Genomic DNA, 18,152 nt, shown 5'->3' on the forward strand with positions numbered 1-18,152 from the left:
GATAAAATAAAAACCTGATAGCATCAGGTTTTTATTTTATCTTTTTAAAGAATAAGATTAAAACTTACGGGAAAATTAAATAGTAAATTATAAAAATTATATAAGAGGTGCAGACATGGCAAATGAAAGACAAACTATAATACATAGTTCACTTGGTTCTGTATTTAGCGTTTTTAGTGAAGAAGAATTAAAAAAATTAACAAAAGAAGGTAAAAGAAGAATTGCTATCTCTGGAAAAATTAATTCTCCAGGTATAATAGAAGTTCCTAAAGGTGCAACACTTGCTGAAATAATAACTATGGCAGGAGGGCTATTAAATGATAGTGGATTTAAAGCAGCACAACTAGGTATGCCATTTGGAGGATTTATAACTGAAGATAATTTAGATCAAGAATTAGATTTTAAATTATTTGATAAAAACACAAGTCAAACTATAATAATTCTTTCTGACGAAGACTGTATAATACAATATGCTAAATTTTATATAGATTATCTTTTAGGTAAGATGCAAGATGGTAGTTTAGATAACTATTTAGTTGCTAAAAAAGAGATAATAAGAATGTGGAAGCTACTTGATAGAATCAGCAAAGGTAGAGCGAATATGAGAGATATTTTCTTTCTAAGAAGACTTGCAAGTACAGTAAAAGAAAAAGTTAATCAAAAACACAATATAATGGAAGAAATTATAGATAAGTTTTATGATGAGATAAAAGAGCATATAGAAGGTCACCGATGTTATACATTCCAGTGTAACCATCTTATAAAGCTATCTATAACTAAAAAATGTATAGGATGTGGAGCTTGCAAAAGAGTTTGTCCGGTTGATTGTATTGAAGGAGAAAGAAAAAGTAGACATTACATAGATTATACAAGATGTACCCACTGTGGACAATGTGTAGCTGCTTGTCCAGTAAATGCTATAACTACAGGAAATAATACTTTTAGATTTTTAAGAGATCTAGCTACACCAAATAAGTTAGTAATAACTCAAATGGCACCTGCTGTTAGAGTTGCAATAGGTGAAGCTTTTGGACTTGAACCTGGTACTAATGTGGAAAATAAAATATCATCGGCGCTTAGACAGATTGGCGTAGATTATGTATTCGATACCACTTGGGCTGCAGATTTAACTATTATGGAGGAAGCTGCTGAACTTCAAGAGAGAATTGAAAAATATTACTCAGGTGATAAAAGTGTAAGACTTCCAATACTTACATCTTGTTGTCCTGCTTGGGTTAAATTTATAGAACAAAATTATGCTGATATGTTAGACGTACCATCATCTGCTAAGTCACCTATGCAGATGTTTGCAACGGTTGCAAAAGATATTTGGGCAAAAGAAAAAGGGCTAGAAAGAGACCAGGTAACATTGGTTTCTATAATGCCTTGTATAGCAAAAAAATACGAAGCTTCAAGGGCAGAGTTTTCACGTGATCTTAATTATGACGTTGATTACGTTATAACAACTAGTGAATTAATGACGTTATTTAAAGATTCAAATATAGATTTAAGTCAAATAGAGGATTCTCCTATTGATTCGGTACTGGGTGACTACACAGGAGGAGGAATAATATTTGGTAGAACAGGAGGAGTTATAGAAGCTGCGACTAGGACTCTTTATGAAAATATGACTGGTAAAAAACTAGAAAAAGTTGAATTTGAATCTCTTAGAGGATGGGATGGTCTAAGGGTAGCAGAAGTTAAAGTTAATGATTTAACATTAAGAATAGGTATTGCCTATGGTTTAAGAGAAGCTGGTAAACTCCTTGATAAAATAAGAAATAAAGAAGAATTTTTTCATGCTATTGAAATAATGGCATGTCCTTATGGATGTGTTGGTGGAGGTGGACAACCTAAAGCTAAAAAAAGACTTGAAACTCTTCAACAAAGAGCTGAAGGTTTAAATTCCATAGATAGATCATTAGACCTTAGAGTATCCAAAGATAATCCTAAGGTAAGAGCAATCTACGACAATCACTTAGATCATCCATTAAGCCATAAGGCACATGAATTGCTTCATACTGAATACTTTGTGAAGGTAAAAAGAGGAAAAGATGAAAACACTGATGCAAGTAAAGAAGAATAGAAACTTACTTAAATAATGATCTTTAAAGAAAGAGTGAATTTTATGGGTAATAAAAAAATCTTTTTGAGAGATATTAAAAATAATGAACAAATAAAAACCTCTCTTATGGTTATGAAATATCTTCATAGGGATGGTAATAAATATGTATTTAATATGAGTGATAAAAGTGGTCATATTAAAGCTAAACTTCCTTACAGAGTACCATTAGGTAAAGTTTTATCTATAAATTGTAAGAAGAATTCTATATTAGATATAGAAGAATTTGATGAAATTAAGGATTATGACCTCAAGGATTATTTACCAACAACTAAAGAGCCTATAGAAAATATACTAAATGAAATAGAAGAAATATCAAAAAAATATATAATATCTACAGAAGGTAAACTATTAAATGATTATTTTTTCAAAGATGAAGAATTTTTAAATAAATTTAAAGAAGCTATAGGTGGAGTATCCATGCATCATAATTATATAGGAGGTCTTGCTGAACACACTTTAAATGTAATGTACTTGACAAAAGTGTTATGTGAAAGATACTCTTGCAAAAGAAAAGAAATAGCAATATTAAGTGCTAAGCTTCATGATATAGGTAAATTATATGAACTTGAATACCATGGTCCATTTAAGTATACTCTACAAGGAGAATTAGAAGGACATATAGTAATTGGAGTACAAATGTTAGATAGAGCTTTTAATAATATAGATTATACATTTAGTGAAGACTTTATAAGAAGAATAAAAGGATGTGTAACTCAACATCATGGTAAAATAGAATATGGTTCTCCAAGGCCAGCTAACATGGAAGAATCATTTATAATAAATTATGCAGATTCAGTCGATGCTACTATGAATAAGATAGTTCAAATAAAAGATAATACAAGCGATGATGAATGGTCTGAGTATGATAGAAGGCTAGAAACAAAGCTTTATTTATAAAACATAAATAATTCTAAAATTAAAAACCATATGAAATTTTGTTAAAAATAAAGTCACGAGTAAAACTTGTGACTTTATTTTTTATATAATCTGCATGTAATAATATCAATGATTTGTTATACTTGTTTATATATAAATAAAAACATAAGGAGAATGATATGAATAAAAAAATAGGATTTATAGGTTGTGGTAATATGGCTAAAGCTATGATTAAAGGAATTATAAATTCAAAGCTTATTAGACCTGAAAACATATATGCGTCAGCTTTAAGTGAAAATACTTTAAATAATGCAAAAGATGAATTTAATATAAATACAACAAAAGATTCAAGAGAAGTTGTATTAAGGTCAGACATAATTGTTATTGCTGTAAAACCTAATATATATGATATAATACTTGATAATATTAAAGACGTAATAGATAATAAAATAATAGTAACTATTGCAGCTGGAAAAACTATATACTCTATAGAAAATATAATAGGCGATGATAAAAAAATAATAAGAACTATGCCAAATACTCCAGCGCTTGTAAACGAAGGTATGAGTGCACTTTGTAAAAATAAAAATATATCGGATCAAGATTTAAAAGATGTAAAGAGTATTTTTGATTCATTTGGAAAAAGTGAAGTAGTAGATGAAAACTTAATACATGCTGTTATAGGAGCGAGTGGTTCATCTCCTGCATATGTATTTATGTTTATAGAGGCTATGGCAGACTCATGCGTATCTCATGGTATGTCAAGGGATATGGCTTATAAATTTACATCTCAGGCTGTTATGGGAGCGGCTAAGATGGTATTAGAAACAAATATTCATCCAGGTGAATTAAAAGATATGGTGTGCTCTCCAGGAGGAACTACTATAGAAGCTGTAAAATCTTTAGAAGAAGAAGGTTTTAGGAAATCTATAATAAAAGCAATAGATAACTGTATTGATAAGTCAAAAAAAATGAGTAATGCTGACCTTTCTAAAAAATAAATTATAATGTATAATGAATAGTTGTATAAAATATTAATATAAGTTTTATAAATTTATATTTAGGTAAATTATGTAGAATAAAGTAGAACTACAGAGTTTAAATCCCCATTATAATTATTTTATAATAAATATAAATTAATTTAATTAAATTAAAATAAAGATATAAAAGATTAAGGAGACATATATGAATAAAGTGGAATTACTAGCACCAGCAGGTGACTTAGAAAGATTAAAAATAGCTTTTACTTATGGTGCAGATGCTGTTTATCTTGGTGGAGAAATATTTGGCATGAGATCGGCTGCTAAAAACTTTACTATAGAGCAAATGGCTGAAGGTGTAGAATTTGCACATGAAAGAGGAAAGAGAGTTTTCGTTACAGTAAATATAATACCAAGAAATGAAGAATTAGACCAACTAAAAGCATATTTATTAGAATTAGATAGAATAAATGTAGATGCAGTTATTGTAAGTGATCCTGGTATATTTACTATAGTTAAAGAAACAATACCTAACATGGAAATACACATTAGTACTCAAGCTAGTACAACTAATTCATTAGCATCAAACTTTTGGTATAAAGAAGGTGCTAAAAGAGTAGTTATGGCTAGAGAATTATCATTTAAGGAAATAAAAGAAATAAGAGACAATGCTGCTGAAGATATGGATATAGAAGCTTTTGTTCATGGAGCTATGTGTATGTCATATTCAGGAAAATGTGTTATAAGTAATTATACAACAGGAAGAGATGCAAACAGAGGTGCTTGCGCTCAACCTTGTAGATGGAAATATACTTTAGTTGATGAAGTTAATCCTGGTCAGTATGAAAAAGTTGTAGATGAAATAGATTCTTCATTTTTCTTTAATTCAAAAGATTTATGTATGATAGAATACATACCACAAATAATTGAAAGTGGTATAACAAGCTTAAAAATAGAAGGTAGAATGAAAACGGCGTATTATGTGGCTACTACTGTTAGAGCATACAGAATGGCACTTGATGAGTATTACAAAAACCCTACTGATTGGAAATTTAATCCTATGTGGCTAGAAGAACTTAAAAAAGGAAGTCATAGAGATTATAGTACTGGATTTTTCATTGATAGACCAAGCGAAAAAGCACACAACTATGATTCGGCTTCATATATAAGAAATTATGATTTTATAGGAATAGTTAGAGATTATGAAGAAGAAACTGGCCTTTATATAGTAGAACAAAGAAACAAAATGAATGTGTTAGATAAAATAGAAGTTATAGGTCCATTTAAAGAAACAGTTAATGCAACAATTCTTGAAATGTACAATGAAGATGATGAAGAGATAGAATCTGCTCCACATGCAAGACAAATTGTTAAAATGAAGTTAGATGTTAAAGTAGATAAAGATTATATGTTAAGAAAACCAATTGTAAATATAAGAACAATTAAATAAAATGTAAATAAAAAGTCCTAGTATTAATTTATTAGGACTTTTTATTTACATTTTATTTAAAAAAAATATATATTAAAGATTAAAGATGAAGTATATAGCAAAATTTTGTATTAAATTATATAAAGGGAATGCAAATTATAGAGTTGAATATATATTAAAACAATATTTATTGTTCAATAAGGAGAAAAATAGTATGAAATTTATTAAAGAATCTATTGTAATATGTATACTTGTAGTTTCATTTATAATATTTATATCTTCATCAAATGAGAAAGTGAACGAAAATATTAAAATAAAAAGCTATGTTCTATCTAGTACTAAAGAAAATTTAAATAAAGAAAATGTAAGGCTCATAGAAAAAAATAGAGCCTCAAATATTACCTATAAAAGAGAAGATATTACTGTTGAAAGTGGAGTAAAAAAAGAAGAACTTGAGAATGTATTTGAGAATTATAAAGGTGCATCTACTATGATTCATCTTTCAGAGGCATTTATCGATGCCGAGGAACTTTATGGTGTAAATGCATTTACAATGGCAGCTATAGTAGCTCTTGAAAGTGGATTTGCTACATCAAGAAGAGCTGTTGAAGATAATAATTTAACTGGATTTGAAGTCTATACAGATGAATCGAAGGGAAAATTATTTTCTACTCAATATGAATCAGTCTTATATACCGCTAAGCACCTTGCTAAAAACTACCTTACAAAAGGAGCTATTTATTATGAAGGGGTATCTGTAGATGATGTACAGATACATTATTGTCCTGATGAAGGAAAAAATAAGGAGTGGGAAGTAAAGGTAGATAAATTAGCTTCTGGATTCTTAGATGTATATAAAAAACTTTACGCAAATGAATAAAAATATATCTAATGTATTAGCTTATAAGAATATATATTAATCATAAGATATTATATATATTTATAGATAGGAGGATAATTTATGCAACATGAAAAGGCTGAGTATATAGAGATAACATCTAGAGAATTAGATATATTAAAGTTTATAAATCTAGAACAATTTGATTTAAAAAAATGTTCTAAGCAATTTAATTTATCTTTAAATGAAATTTCACAACTAATATTAGATATTAGAAAAAAAGTAACAATAGCTATCATAGAAGATATTCCCATAAAAATAACTCAATGTGAGACAAAGGAAAAAGTAAATACTATTTGTAAATTTAGGTGCGCTATTTGCGGAAGTATTTATACTATAGATTATACAAATGAAGAAATAACATGTCCATTATGCTTTTCGAAAGAGGTTATGACAAATCAAGATGCTGGTTTTCTAAAATAAATTAATTTAAAGTGTAAAATCTATGTAAAATACTTTAGATTAATTATAATCATAAATAAGTATTTTACATAGAATCTATCTAATTTATTACAAATCCACCATTAGAACTTATAACTTGGCCTGTTATAAAATTTGATTTTTCACTAGCTAAAAATAAAGCTAAATTAGCTATATCCAGCGGAGTGCCTAATCTTAACAATGGAGTTTCATTTTTTAAATCCTCAATAACATCTTCATGTATACCATTTAACATATCTGTTTGTATAACTCCAGGTGCTATAGCATTAACTTGAATATTAGAAGGTCCTAATTCTTTTGCTAAAGCTTTTGTCATACCTATTAGTGCAGCTTTCGATGTAGAATATGCTACCTCATATGATGCTCCAACCATTCCCCAGATAGAAGATATATTTATTATTTTACCACTATGTTCATATAACATATATTTTACTGCAGATTTAGTAGTGTAAAAAACACTATTTAAATTTGTATTTATTATATTATTCCAATCTTCATTAGTTGTATCTGTAAACATCTTATAATCAGTTATTCCAGCATTATTTATAAGTACATCAATTCTTTCAAAAGTACCGATACAAAACTTAACCATTGCATCTGCTTCTAAAGGATTTGATATATCTGCCTTATATAAAACTACTGAATATCCTTTTGAGATTAGTTCATCGTAAAGTTCATTGGCTTCTTTTTCTGATTTATTATAATTTATTAAAACATTATATTCATTTTTAGCAAATACTTTTGCCATTTCACGACCAATACCCCTAGAGGCACCTGTTATTAAAACTGTTTTTTTATTCATATTTAGTTTTAACCTTTCTTAAGTCTATTTTAAAAGAAAAAATTTATATGATTGTAAAATCTATATAAACCTACACTTTATAATTTTTGTAATATATTATCCATTTCTTTACTTGTTAGTTTTCTCCATTTTCCAGTGGGTATTCCCTTTAGGGTTAAATCCATTATTCTCACTCTTTTTAATTTTACAACATTATACCCAAACACTTCACACATTCTACGTATTTGTCTGTTTAATCCTTGAGATAATATAATTTTAAATGTACGATCATTTATTTTACTAACATGGCATTTTTTAGTTATAACCCATTTATTATTAACAGGATTAAATATTTTAACGCCAGAACTCATTTTTTCTATAAATTTTTGATTTATATTCTTATCAACTGTAACAACATATTCTTTTTCATGATTATTTTCAGACCTTAATATTTTATTTACGATAGATCCATCATTTGTTAAAAGTATTAATCCCTCTGATGGTTTATCAAGTCTTCCAATAGGAAATATTCTTTCTGGATAGTTTATATAATCAATTATATTACCTTTAACATGACGTTCTGTTGTACATGTTATACCAACAGGTTTATTTAATGCTATATATACATTATTCTTTTTAGGAGTAATTCTTTTTCCATTAACTTTTACAATATCATTAACCTCAACAGGCTGACCTATTTTGGCTATTTTTCCATTTATAGAAACTTTTCCTTGTTGTATTAATTTATCAGCTTCTCTCCTAGAACACATTCCAGTAGAGCTAATGTAATTGTTTAGCCTCATATCATTCTCCTTTGTTTCTTCATCTTAAATAATACTTTTAAAGTATATTACAGTTGAATATGTTAATCAAGGTACAAATGATGACTTAAATATGTTTAATTAATATAATGATAGTCTTTATATAATACATTTTTAAAATATAGGGGGATTCTTAAAAACGAATTATATAACAATATTTAAATAATAATATATGCATAAATGGCAAAAAAACTCGAGTTTATATTTTTAACTTCCTTATAAACATACGTAAACATACGAATTATATATATTTATATATTTCGATTTGAATTTATTTTTTATAGTAACAAATTACAGAAATTTTTCATAGTATTTAGTAACACTATTAAAAACTCCCTACAATAATCTTAAGACAAGAGTTATCTAGCTTTTTCAAAGATAAAACCAATAATTTAACTTAATGTAGGCTAGTTATGATAGTTAGTAAAGTGACTTAGGTTTAAGTCACTTTATTTTTTTGAATTTTATTTTGGGCTAGTACATATATATAATTATATAAATATTAAGGGAGGAGAGAAGTTTTGAATAGTTTATTTATAAATATATTAACAGTTTTCTTTGTTTTAGTAATACTTATTTATAGCATTATAAATGTAATCTTAAATAAAGCTTTATATAATTATATAAATAGTGATTATATAAGTTTAAATGAGCATAACCAAAGAAGTATGAAATATAAATCTATAAAAGAGAAATATGATTTATACTTACTAGAAAATAGTCATGCTCAAGTTAATATAACTACATTTATTGAGGAAGTTTGTTCCAATTTAACATTTAAAAAAAGATATGTACTTGATAATATTAAATCGATAAAGAGCTCATCATCTAACTGTATATTGCTTGGTGTATTAGGAACATTTGTTGGACTTTCGTTAATGCTTTTAAGTATAAATACTAGCGATATAATAAATTCACTTCCTCAGACTATAAGTTCGATGCAAACTGCGTTTATAACTAGTATTTGCGGAATAGTTAGCTCTATTGTATTAAATACTATACTTTCTCGTAATGATTGTGAACAAATATTAACTATGTTTATGCTAAAATGCGAAAATTTACTAACTTCTGATGTAACTCATAATAAATCTAAAGACTTAGATAATAAAATAGAAGATGTAAAAGATACTATAAAGCAAATTAGTAAATCAATAGAATCTATAGAGAAGTTTGATGATATATCAAAAGATTTAAATAGATTTAATAAAGAATTTATAAACAGTATAAAGACGTTAGAGAACTTACTTCTAGGATCTTCAGACTCTATAAAAGTATTTGATCAAGATATTAGAAAATTAGATAAACAATTTAATATATTGAATGTAAGATTTAATAAATTATTTGATAAATATGATGTTCAAGAGGATATAAATAAAGAAATATTATTAGATATAAAGCTTACTTCTAAAAACATAAATGAGTCTGTTGAAAATCAATATAAAATGAGAGAATTTTTAAGAAGCTTATCTGCTAACTTTGCTTTATATGAAAGAACTGCTCAAGATTTATTAGTTAAGCTTGTAGACTATGAAAAAAATATATCTAATATGCAAGGTAACATAAACAAAGAGCAAATAAACCTAGATCAAACAATAAAACATTTAGCATCTGTAATAGCAATTTCAAGTCAAGATATAGATGAAAAATTGAATATGATATTTGATTACATAGAAATTTATAAAGAAGCTGTTGCTATGGATTATATGAAAGAAGATAGATATAAGACTGAAAATCAAGAAGAAATTTATGATATAGAAGAAAGTAACTCTAATTATAGTAAATCTAATGAGTTATTAAGGACTTCAGATGTATTAAGAAAGAAAAGACAAAATAAGTTCATATCTATAGATTCAAAAAAAAGAAATAAATTAAGTAAATCATCTTTAAATAAATTAATTGGAGATGGTAAAGATGATAAATAAATACAGAAGAACTATTAATAAAGAGTTTGAGAAGAGTAGCTTTTGGCCAACTTTTACAGATATGATAGCAACTGTACTAATGGTTATAATGCTCATACTTTTTAGTAGTGAATCTATAACGGGTTCAGTTGAAAAAGATTTAGCAAAAAGTATAAATGATTCAGTTAAAAACACATTAAAAGATAATGGATTAAATGTATTGATTGATGAAAAGAGCGGATTAGTAACCTTTGGAGAAAGTACATTGTTTGATGTAGATAGTTATGAGTTAAAACAAGAAGCCAAAGAAATGCTTAAAATATTTATTCCAAGGTACGTAGAAGCTCTTTATAGTAATTATGAGGGTAATATATCAAAAATAGTAATAAAAGGTCATACAGATGATGTTGGGAGTTATTTATACAATCTAGATTTATCCCAAAAAAGGGCTTATAGTGTAGCTACATTTATAGTAGGTGAGGAAATTGGAGATTATAAATATAAAGATAAGGTATTAAAGGATATCGAAGCTATAGGTAGATCTGAGGCTGAGCTTATAAAAAATACCGACGGTACTATAAATAAAGATGCATCAAGAAGAGTAGAGTTAATGTATGAAATTGATGTTGATTAACAAAAAGGTGGATATAAACCACCTTTTTATAATTTTACATATCAAAAACATCTATTAACCATTTAGAACTATGATTATCTCGGCAAAGGTATATCCAAGACTCATATGTACTATTTATATTTTTAGGAGCAGTATAATCAACTTTATACTTAACTTTATAGATTCTAATATTATCCATGCTTTTTTTGCTATATTTTGTATATGACTTTAATAAACTGTTGTTTGTTTCTCTTTCTAGTGATTTTAATGTAATTTTGTCTATATAATTTAATTTAGAACTTAATAAATTAGTTTCATCTTGATCTGTAATAATTTGATTTATTTTAGATATGTCTTTTTTATTGATTGAGTTAAAATATTCATTTACAACTTCTCTAGAGCTATCATTTTTTTCTATACCTTCAGATTTTATTGTTGCTAAAAAAGAAAATATAAGCATAGGTATTAGAAGTAGTAATGCTAATGTCTGGTTACTCTTAGTTTTATTTTTTATGAAATCACCTCCTAATTAACAATTTTAATTAAGTTAATGCTTAAATTCAGGTATTTATGCCTAGAAAAGGTGCACTTAATTATAGTATACTATCATATAAGCTAAAAATAAATTATAAGTTAAAATTTGTTAATACTTAATGTTTTAAGGAGGTTAAAATATGAATAATACACCAACGGCGCACAATAATGCAAAGCTAGGAGATATAGCAGAAACTATATTACTTCCTGGAGATCCGCTAAGAGCTAAATTTATAGCGGAAAACTTTTTAGAAGATGTAGTAGAATATAACACTGTTAGGGGGATGTTTGGATATACAGGCTATTATAAAGGGAGAAGAATATCTGTACAGGGAAGTGGTATGGGTATACCATCAATAGGGATTTATTCTTATGAATTAATACACTTTTATGGAGTTAAAAACCTTATAAGAATTGGTTCAGCAGGAGCAATAAATGAAAACTTAAATTTACATGATATTGTAATAGGTATGGGTGCTTGTACCGATTCAAACTTTGCATCACAATATAATTTACCAGGTACATATGCTCCAATAGCAAGTTATAAATTACTACAAAAAGCAGTAAATATAGCTAATGATAAGGGGACTACAGTAACTGTTGGAAATATACTTTCAAGTGATGTATTTTATTCTGATACAGGACTAGGTAATTTAGAAAAATGGAAGAAGATGGGGGTTCTATGTGTAGAAATGGAAGCAGCTGGTCTTTATATGAATGCTGCTAGAGCAGGAGTTAATGCACTTACTATACTTACAATATCAGATTGTCCTTTTACAGGAGAAGAGTGTTCATCTCATGATAGACAAGTAGCATTTACAAAAATGATGGAAATCGCATTAGAATTAGCTTAAATTTTAAATCAAAAGTAAAAGATATGGTTATAATACCATATCTTTTACTTATAAATACTTAAATTTATTATAATACTCTAAACACACCTGTAACAATGCCTATAACTTGTACATCTCTGGATGTTAGAACTATTGGTTCCATAAAATCATTTTGAGGTATTAACCTAATAACATCTCCATCTTTTTCAAATGTCTTTACTGTAGCATATTCATTGTGAATAAGGGCTACTACTATTTCAGAATCAACAGCAGTATTTTTTCTATCCACAATAACATAGTCTCCATTTAAAATACCTGCATTAACCATACTATCACCTTTAACTTTTAAAACAAAGTTATTGCTACCTTTAACTAGATTAGCTGGTAATGTTATGTACTCTTCTATATTTTGTTTTGCAAGTATTGGTAACCCTGCTGTGATTTGTCCAACCAGAGGAAGATTTAGCATTTCTGGTGTAGGAAAATCTGATTCGAATCCAGCTTTATCTAAAACTTCTATAGCTCTTGGCTTAGTAGCATCTCTTCTTATATACCCTAATTTCTCAAGCTTATTTAAATGTGCATGTACAGTAGAAGTTGATTTTAACCCTACAGCATCACATGTTTCTCTAACTGATGGTGGATACCCCTTTGAGGCTATTTGATCTTTTATAAATTCTAATATTAATATTTGCTTGCTACTCAAATCTATATACATAAAATCTCTCCTTCCTAGTCAATTATTGCATTATACTTATATTGTAGCACAATGTTTCCCTTTTCTCAAACATTCGTTCCGAAATAAGAAGTATTTACTATTTAGTCTAAAGAAGTTTCTTTTTTATCATCTATCCATTCAAAATTATTTACAATATCTCTTTTAACATGTTTTTTATGTGCAGCATAAAGCTGGGTAGTAGTGACATTGTCATGATCTAATAGATTTTGTACATCATATATAGAAAAACCATTTTGAATTAGAGAAGTAGCGGCAGTAGCACGAAGTTTATGAGGGCTATAACCACTATCTCTAGATGTTTCCATAGAAATAGACGTATATTTTTTAACAAGTTGTCTGATAGCTTTTGGTGTAATTCTTTTATTTTGTAAAGATAAAAATAAAGCATCTTTGTGTTCTTCAGCCAATAATTCACTTTTTGTCCTCTCATTATAAATATAATCCTTAACAACGACTTCACAAGTATGGTTAATTGGCATCAATACTTCTTTACCTCTTTTTCTATATATTTTAAATTCACCCCTAGAAAAGTTAAAAGAAGAAATATTTAGCTCTCTGAGCTCATTTAATCTAAGTCCATAAGTAACAAATAAAGCTAAAATAGCCTTATCACGAAGCTTAGTTTTCCTCCAATAAACTTTTTCTTTATCAGTTAATCCATAACCATTTTCAACAGAATCAAGCATTTTAGCGACTTCATCTATGTCGAGTCTTTTTATAGCATCTGGTTGAGGCTTAGGAAGTTTAATTGGATTAAAGCCATCAGTTATGTTGCTGTCTAATTGTTCATTTCTAAACATAAACTTAAATAGAGTAGAGAGAGATGATTTTTTTCTAGCAAGGGCTCTATTATTATTTTCATAAATTAAAGTTGTATCTTGGGATGTATGTTTATAGTATCTAGTACAATAATCACCTAAAAATAAGTTTACATCTCTTGCTTTTATTAAATTAAATTCTTCTAAGGTAATATCACATATTTCTTTAGCTATTGTTAGTTCTTGAGATTCAACTAAGTAATTGCAGAAAAATTTTATATCTTTTAAATATGCATGTCTAGTAGAGACAGATACAGATCCTTTTAAATAAACAAAGTAATCTTTCATAAAATTAGGCAATGATTTTTCTATTATTATACATTCTTCTATAAGATTGTTATCACGTATGACGATGTTATCTGGTTTATCTGATTTATTATGTATTTTTAATATTTTTGTATCTTTCAAAATTTACCTCCAACTATAAAATGAAAAGTTATTATAACTATAAAATATAATAACACTAGGTTTTTCGTATTTCAACTATTCCTAAAATTTAAGTATTACTTACAAATTACATTGTAAAGAGATTAAGTATAAGCATTTGAAGCTTAAAATAAAGTATATTAAATATACTTATATATTAGATGAAAAATCTTTAATATTAATGTATAAATATATCTTTAAGAAAGATAACTATAAAATGCAATATGAAAAACTATTTATAAACAAAATATATAGAAACAAAAAAAGAGTATTAGCAAATAAATATAAATTAATTAAATCTATATAAGCATAGGTACAAATTGCTAAATTTAATAAATTTATATGCATAATATTATTAATTATAATAACTATTCCCTAAATATACATTTAAAGACTAGTTAAATCTTAAAGATTTATAAATATACCACTACTTCCAATTATCAATATTAAATTTATTTTAATTTTTATTATTAATATTAATTTAATAAATCTGCATGCATAATAGATAAATTTGTTAAATGAATTTATATTAGTGTATTTTTTTATAATACAAAATAAAATATACCTATATAATTAAATTTATCATATAGGTATATTTTTTTAAATCTACAAGCATTTTCCGATTTTTCTATATTTATCATATCTTTTAGAAACTATTTCAGCTTCAGTAAGTTTTTCATAGTAATCAAGTCTATCTAATATAAATTCTTTTATTTTGTTAGCTACTAAATCCACATCTTCTTGAGCACCGTTTAATGGCTCTTTTATAACTTTATCAATTATACCAAGCGCATATAAGTCTTTACTAGTAAGTTTCATTACTTCACTAGCTTCTTTAGCTTTAGAGGAATCTTTAAATAATATGCTCGACAGTCCTTCAGGAGAAATTACCGAGTAAACTGAGTGTTCCAACATACATACATCATTTCCAATACCAATTCCGAGTGCTCCTCCACTTCCCCCTTCCCCGATTATAAAGGATATGATAGGTACTTTAAGTTTACTCATTTCAAGTAAGTTTTTTGCAATAGCTTCACTTTGACCACGTTCTTCAGCTTCTATACCACAAAATGCCCCCGGTGTATCTATAAATGTAATTATAGGTCTTTTAAATTTTTCAGCTTGTTTCATAAGCCTAAGGGCTTTTCTATATCCTTCTGGATGAGGCATCCCAAAGTTTCTTTTAATATTTTCATGAACATCATTTCCTTTTTGATGACCTATAATGGTAACCTTAAAATTATTTATATTGCCTATTCCTCCGATTATAGATGAATCATCTTTAAACAGCCTATCTCCATGAAGTTCTATAAAATTAGAGAAAATTCTATCAACGTAATCTTTTGTTGTAGGTCTTTTTATATCTCTACTTAAACAAACTTTTTCATAAGGTGATAAATTAACATTAGCTTCATCTTTTAATTTACTTAGTTTTTCTTCCAATTCTCTTATTTGATTACTTAAATCTATTTGATTAGATTTGGATATTTCAGTTAAATTATTTATATCTGCCTTTAATTTCTGTATTTTTTTATTTATCTCAATAGTATTTATATCCATTCTATTCCTCCATAGAAATATCTTAAATTAAATTTTTATATATTCAACTTAAATGTAAATATTCATTTATTTAATATTTATTTCTAAAAAATTAACGAATAAATTTTTTGTATTTATTCGCTAATTTATATCTATTTATTTAATGTAGTGAAAGTATAGTATATAATGTATCTTTTAAATATTTTCTATTAACTATCTTATCTATAAATCCATGCTCTAGTAAAAATTCAGAAGTTTGGAAATTATTAGGAAGCCTTTGATTTATAGTTTGTTCTATAACCCTCTTACCTGCAAAGCCAATTAATGTATTTGGTTCAGATAAAATTATGTCTCCAAGCATAGCAAAACTAGCACTAACACCGCCAGTTGTAGGGTGTGTTAATAAACTTATATATAATAATCCTTTTTCCTCGAGCTTAGAAATGGCCTGAGAAGTTTTAGCCATTTGCATTAATGATACCATTCCTTCTTGCATTCTAGCCCCTCCTGAGGCCGTACAAATAATTATATGAAGATCATTACTAGCTGCATATTCTATAGAATATGTTATCTTATCACCAACAATACTGCCCATACTTCCCATCATGAAATCTGGATTCATTACACATAAAACTATTTTTATTCCATTTACACTACAAGTGCCACAAATAACAGCTTCATCTTCTTTAGTTTTTTCCTTGTAATTATTAAGTTTATTTAAATAATTCGGAAATTCTAATGGATCCTGAATGTCAATTTTAAACATAAACTCTTTAAAAGTACCATTATCAGAAATTAAACTTATTCTATCTCTAGCTTTAATACTATAATGTGTTTCGCATTTTGGACATATATTTAAATTATCTTCTATATCTTTTTTAAAAACATGATCATTACAACCTTCACAATATATCCAAAATTTATCATCTACACTATTCTTTTTAAATTTATTATCCAGAGAAACTGTGATATATTTAGTTTCTTTAGATGGTAAAAATTTTTTAATCATAATGATTTCTCCCTTATATAGTTGTTGCTATCTGCGTATTTCCCAGAAATTCATTTTCAATAAATTTAGTATAATGCCTATCTTCTAAGAAAGCTTCACTATTTATAAGTGATTTTTGAAAATTTATATTAGTTCTCACACCTTCTATAATTATTTCATCTAACGCTCTATTTATTTTTTTTATACACTCTTCTCTACTCTCTGACCAACAAATAAGCTTACCTATCATAGAATCATAAAGAGGAGGTATAGTATATCCACAGTAAACAAAGGTATCAAACCTTGTTCCAAATCCGCCAGGTATGTTTAGTGATGTTATTTCACCAGGACATGGTTTAAATTCTTCTTCTGGTATTTCAGCATTTATTCTACATTCAATAGCATGTCCTTTAAATACTATCTCTTCTTGATTAAAAGGTATAGGCTTATTATCAGCAATTAAGATCTGAAGTTTTATAAGATCTATTCCTGTAATCATTTCCGTAACAGGATGCTCTACTTGTATTCTTGTGTTCATTTCTATGAAATAAAAATTTTTGTGTTTATCTATTATAAATTCTATTGTTCCTGCACCTATATAATTAATTCCTTTTACGATATTAACAGCACTTTTATATAAATTATTCTTCTCTTCTTCACTTAAGTAGTTAGAAAGTGATTCTTCTAGTACTTTTTGATTTTTCCTTTGCATAGAACAATCTCTTCCACCCAAATGTATTACATTTGAAAATTTATCTCCAAATACTTGAACTTCAATGTGTCTAGGATTTTCTATGAATTTTTCCATATATAAATCACTACTTCCGAATGATGCTAAAGATTCAGAACTAGCTATATCAAAACTTGAAAACAGTTCGTCTTGCGTATAGACTATTCTCATACCTTTCCCACCGCCACCATTAGAAGCTTTTATAATTACTGGATAACCGATCTTATTTGCTACTTCAAAAGCTTCTTCTTTGTTTTTTAGTACTCCATCAGAACCAGGAACTACCTTTATACCTAAACTAATAACAGTTTCACGAGCTCTAGATTTATCACTCATTAAAACCATTTGTTTTTTACTTGGTCCGATAAAAATAATATTATTTTCTTCACATTTTCTAGCAAATTCATGATTTTCTGATAAGAATCCAAATCCAGGATGTATAGCATCACATTCAAGTTTAAGAGCTAAATATATTATATTATCTATATTATTATAACTTTTTGAGATATTATTAGGCCCAATACATATTGATTCATCAGCCAGATATCTATGTAAACACTCACTATCTGCTTTAGAGTATATAGCAACTGTTTTTATGTTTAGTTCTTTGCAAGTTCTGATTATTCTAACAGCTATATCTCCTCTATTCGCAACTAATATCTTTTTAATCATAATATACC

At 27.1% G+C, this 18,152-nt stretch carries 17 protein-coding genes; 9 read left to right on the forward strand and 8 right to left on the reverse strand.

Annotated elements, in window-relative coordinates; genetic code table 11:
• The first annotated feature begins 115 nt into the window (after positions 1-115).
• The 6 genes from ABHC41_RS08130 to ABHC41_RS08155 all read left to right on the forward strand — a co-directional run bounded on the left by ABHC41_RS08130 (position 116) and on the right by ABHC41_RS08155 (position 6,731).
• On the forward strand, positions 116-2,086 hold the full coding sequence (locus ABHC41_RS08130; RefSeq protein WP_092925895.1) for a [FeFe] hydrogenase, group A: 1,971 nt from the start codon (positions 116-118) through the stop codon (positions 2,084-2,086).
• A 63-nt stretch (positions 2,087-2,149) separates the two neighbouring features.
• On the forward strand, positions 2,150-3,022 hold the full coding sequence (locus ABHC41_RS08135) for an HD domain-containing protein (protein WP_330678325.1): 873 nt from the start codon (positions 2,150-2,152) through the stop codon (positions 3,020-3,022).
• A 158-nt stretch (positions 3,023-3,180) separates the two neighbouring features.
• On the forward strand, positions 3,181-4,002 hold the full coding sequence (gene proC / locus ABHC41_RS08140) for a pyrroline-5-carboxylate reductase (protein WP_092925891.1): 822 nt from the start codon (positions 3,181-3,183) through the stop codon (positions 4,000-4,002).
• A gap of 184 nt (positions 4,003-4,186) precedes the next feature.
• Complete coding sequence (locus ABHC41_RS08145; RefSeq protein WP_271892915.1) at positions 4,187-5,431, forward strand: U32 family peptidase; 1,245 nt, start codon at positions 4,187-4,189, stop codon at positions 5,429-5,431.
• Between the two features lie 193 nt (positions 5,432-5,624).
• Positions 5,625-6,290: a glucosaminidase domain-containing protein gene (locus ABHC41_RS08150; RefSeq protein ID WP_176698680.1), complete on the forward strand. Its 666-nt coding sequence runs from the start codon at positions 5,625-5,627 to the stop codon at positions 6,288-6,290.
• A gap of 81 nt (positions 6,291-6,371) precedes the next feature.
• Positions 6,372-6,731 carry a hypothetical protein gene (locus tag ABHC41_RS08155; RefSeq protein WP_092925885.1) on the forward strand — a complete coding sequence of 120 codons (360 nt, stop codon included), beginning with the start codon at positions 6,372-6,374 and terminating at the stop codon, positions 6,729-6,731.
• A 79-nt stretch (positions 6,732-6,810) separates the two neighbouring features.
• On the opposite strand, the gene fabG is transcribed toward ABHC41_RS08155, so the two are convergent.
• Positions 6,811-7,551, reverse strand: a complete 741-nt coding sequence (gene fabG / locus ABHC41_RS08160) for a 3-oxoacyl-ACP reductase FabG (protein WP_092925883.1) — start codon at positions 7,549-7,551, stop codon at positions 6,811-6,813.
• Positions 7,552-7,628: 77 nt separating this feature from the next.
• Positions 7,629-8,333, reverse strand: coding sequence for a 23S rRNA pseudouridine(2604) synthase RluF (gene rluF / locus ABHC41_RS08165; protein WP_092925881.1), 705 nt, complete (start codon positions 8,331-8,333; stop codon positions 7,629-7,631).
• A gap of 539 nt (positions 8,334-8,872) precedes the next feature.
• Between rluF and ABHC41_RS08170 the strand changes: the two genes are divergently transcribed.
• Positions 8,873-10,273, forward strand: a complete 1,401-nt coding sequence (locus ABHC41_RS08170; RefSeq protein WP_166505393.1) for a MotA/TolQ/ExbB proton channel family protein — start codon at positions 8,873-8,875, stop codon at positions 10,271-10,273.
• On the forward strand, positions 10,263-10,886 hold the full coding sequence (locus ABHC41_RS08175) for an OmpA family protein (protein ID WP_092925877.1): 624 nt from the start codon (positions 10,263-10,265) through the stop codon (positions 10,884-10,886). The genes ABHC41_RS08170 and ABHC41_RS08175 overlap by 11 nt, the downstream gene beginning before the upstream one ends.
• A gap of 34 nt (positions 10,887-10,920) precedes the next feature.
• Here the strand turns inward: ABHC41_RS08175 and ABHC41_RS08180 are convergent, their stop codons facing one another.
• Positions 10,921-11,325, reverse strand: coding sequence for a DUF4829 domain-containing protein (locus tag ABHC41_RS08180; RefSeq protein WP_271892919.1), 405 nt, complete (start codon positions 11,323-11,325; stop codon positions 10,921-10,923).
• A 214-nt stretch (positions 11,326-11,539) separates the two neighbouring features.
• Between ABHC41_RS08180 and deoD the strand changes: the two genes are divergently transcribed.
• A complete protein-coding gene (deoD, locus tag ABHC41_RS08185) occupies positions 11,540-12,253 on the forward strand; it encodes a purine-nucleoside phosphorylase (protein ID WP_092925873.1) in 714 nt (237 codons plus the stop codon).
• A 67-nt stretch (positions 12,254-12,320) separates the two neighbouring features.
• Here the strand turns inward: deoD and lexA are convergent, their stop codons facing one another.
• The 5 genes from lexA to accC all read right to left on the reverse strand — a co-directional run bounded on the left by lexA (position 12,321) and on the right by accC (position 18,144).
• The gene (gene lexA / locus ABHC41_RS08190) at positions 12,321-12,950 is read right to left on the reverse strand and encodes a transcriptional repressor LexA (RefSeq protein WP_092925871.1); all 630 of its coding nucleotides are present in this window, start codon (positions 12,948-12,950) and stop codon (positions 12,321-12,323) included.
• Positions 12,951-13,051: 101 nt separating this feature from the next.
• Entirely contained in the window at positions 13,052-14,200 is a 1,149-nt protein-coding gene (locus ABHC41_RS08195; protein ID WP_092925869.1) for a tyrosine-type recombinase/integrase, read from the reverse strand.
• A gap of 621 nt (positions 14,201-14,821) precedes the next feature.
• Positions 14,822-15,775 (reverse strand): acetyl-CoA carboxylase carboxyltransferase subunit alpha, encoded by a 954-nt coding sequence (locus ABHC41_RS08200; protein ID WP_092925865.1) that lies wholly within the window; start codon positions 15,773-15,775, stop codon positions 14,822-14,824.
• 139 nt (positions 15,776-15,914) lie between these two features.
• Entirely contained in the window at positions 15,915-16,763 is an 849-nt protein-coding gene (gene accD / locus ABHC41_RS08205) for an acetyl-CoA carboxylase, carboxyltransferase subunit beta (RefSeq protein WP_092925863.1), read from the reverse strand.
• Positions 16,764-16,776: 13 nt separating this feature from the next.
• Positions 16,777-18,144 carry an acetyl-CoA carboxylase biotin carboxylase subunit gene (gene accC, locus ABHC41_RS08210; protein ID WP_195237736.1) on the reverse strand — a complete coding sequence of 456 codons (1,368 nt, stop codon included), beginning with the start codon at positions 18,142-18,144 and terminating at the stop codon, positions 16,777-16,779.
• Positions 18,145-18,152: the final 8 nt, after the last annotated feature.

Source organism: Romboutsia sp. 1001216sp1, from assembly GCF_039841805.1.
Lineage (GTDB): Bacteria > Bacillota > Clostridia > Peptostreptococcales > Peptostreptococcaceae > Romboutsia_C > Romboutsia_C hominis.

Coding starts and splice junctions, on each gene's coding strand:
- ABHC41_RS08130 (WP_092925895.1), top strand. CDS start 116: ATGGCAAATGAAAGACAAACTATAATACATAGTTCACTTGGTTCTGTA.
- proC (WP_092925891.1), top strand. CDS start 3,181: ATGAATAAAAAAATAGGATTTATAGGTTGTGGTAATATGGCTAAAGCT.
- ABHC41_RS08145 (WP_271892915.1), top strand. CDS start 4,187: ATGAATAAAGTGGAATTACTAGCACCAGCAGGTGACTTAGAAAGATTA.
- ABHC41_RS08150 (WP_176698680.1), top strand. CDS start 5,625: ATGAAATTTATTAAAGAATCTATTGTAATATGTATACTTGTAGTTTCA.
- ABHC41_RS08155 (WP_092925885.1), top strand. CDS start 6,372: ATGCAACATGAAAAGGCTGAGTATATAGAGATAACATCTAGAGAATTA.
- fabG (WP_092925883.1), bottom strand. CDS start 7,551: ATGAATAAAAAAACAGTTTTAATAACAGGTGCCTCTAGGGGTATTGGT.
- rluF (WP_092925881.1), bottom strand. CDS start 8,333: ATGAGGCTAAACAATTACATTAGCTCTACTGGAATGTGTTCTAGGAGA.
- ABHC41_RS08175 (WP_092925877.1), top strand. CDS start 10,263: ATGATAAATAAATACAGAAGAACTATTAATAAAGAGTTTGAGAAGAGT.
- ABHC41_RS08180 (WP_271892919.1), bottom strand. CDS start 11,325: ATGCTTATATTTTCTTTTTTAGCAACAATAAAATCTGAAGGTATAGAA.
- deoD (WP_092925873.1), top strand. CDS start 11,540: ATGAATAATACACCAACGGCGCACAATAATGCAAAGCTAGGAGATATA.
- lexA (WP_092925871.1), bottom strand. CDS start 12,950: ATGTATATAGATTTGAGTAGCAAGCAAATATTAATATTAGAATTTATA.
- ABHC41_RS08200 (WP_092925865.1), bottom strand. CDS start 15,775: ATGGATATAAATACTATTGAGATAAATAAAAAAATACAGAAATTAAAG.
- accD (WP_092925863.1), bottom strand. CDS start 16,763: ATGATTAAAAAATTTTTACCATCTAAAGAAACTAAATATATCACAGTT.
- accC (WP_195237736.1), bottom strand. CDS start 18,144: ATGATTAAAAAGATATTAGTTGCGAATAGAGGAGATATAGCTGTTAGA.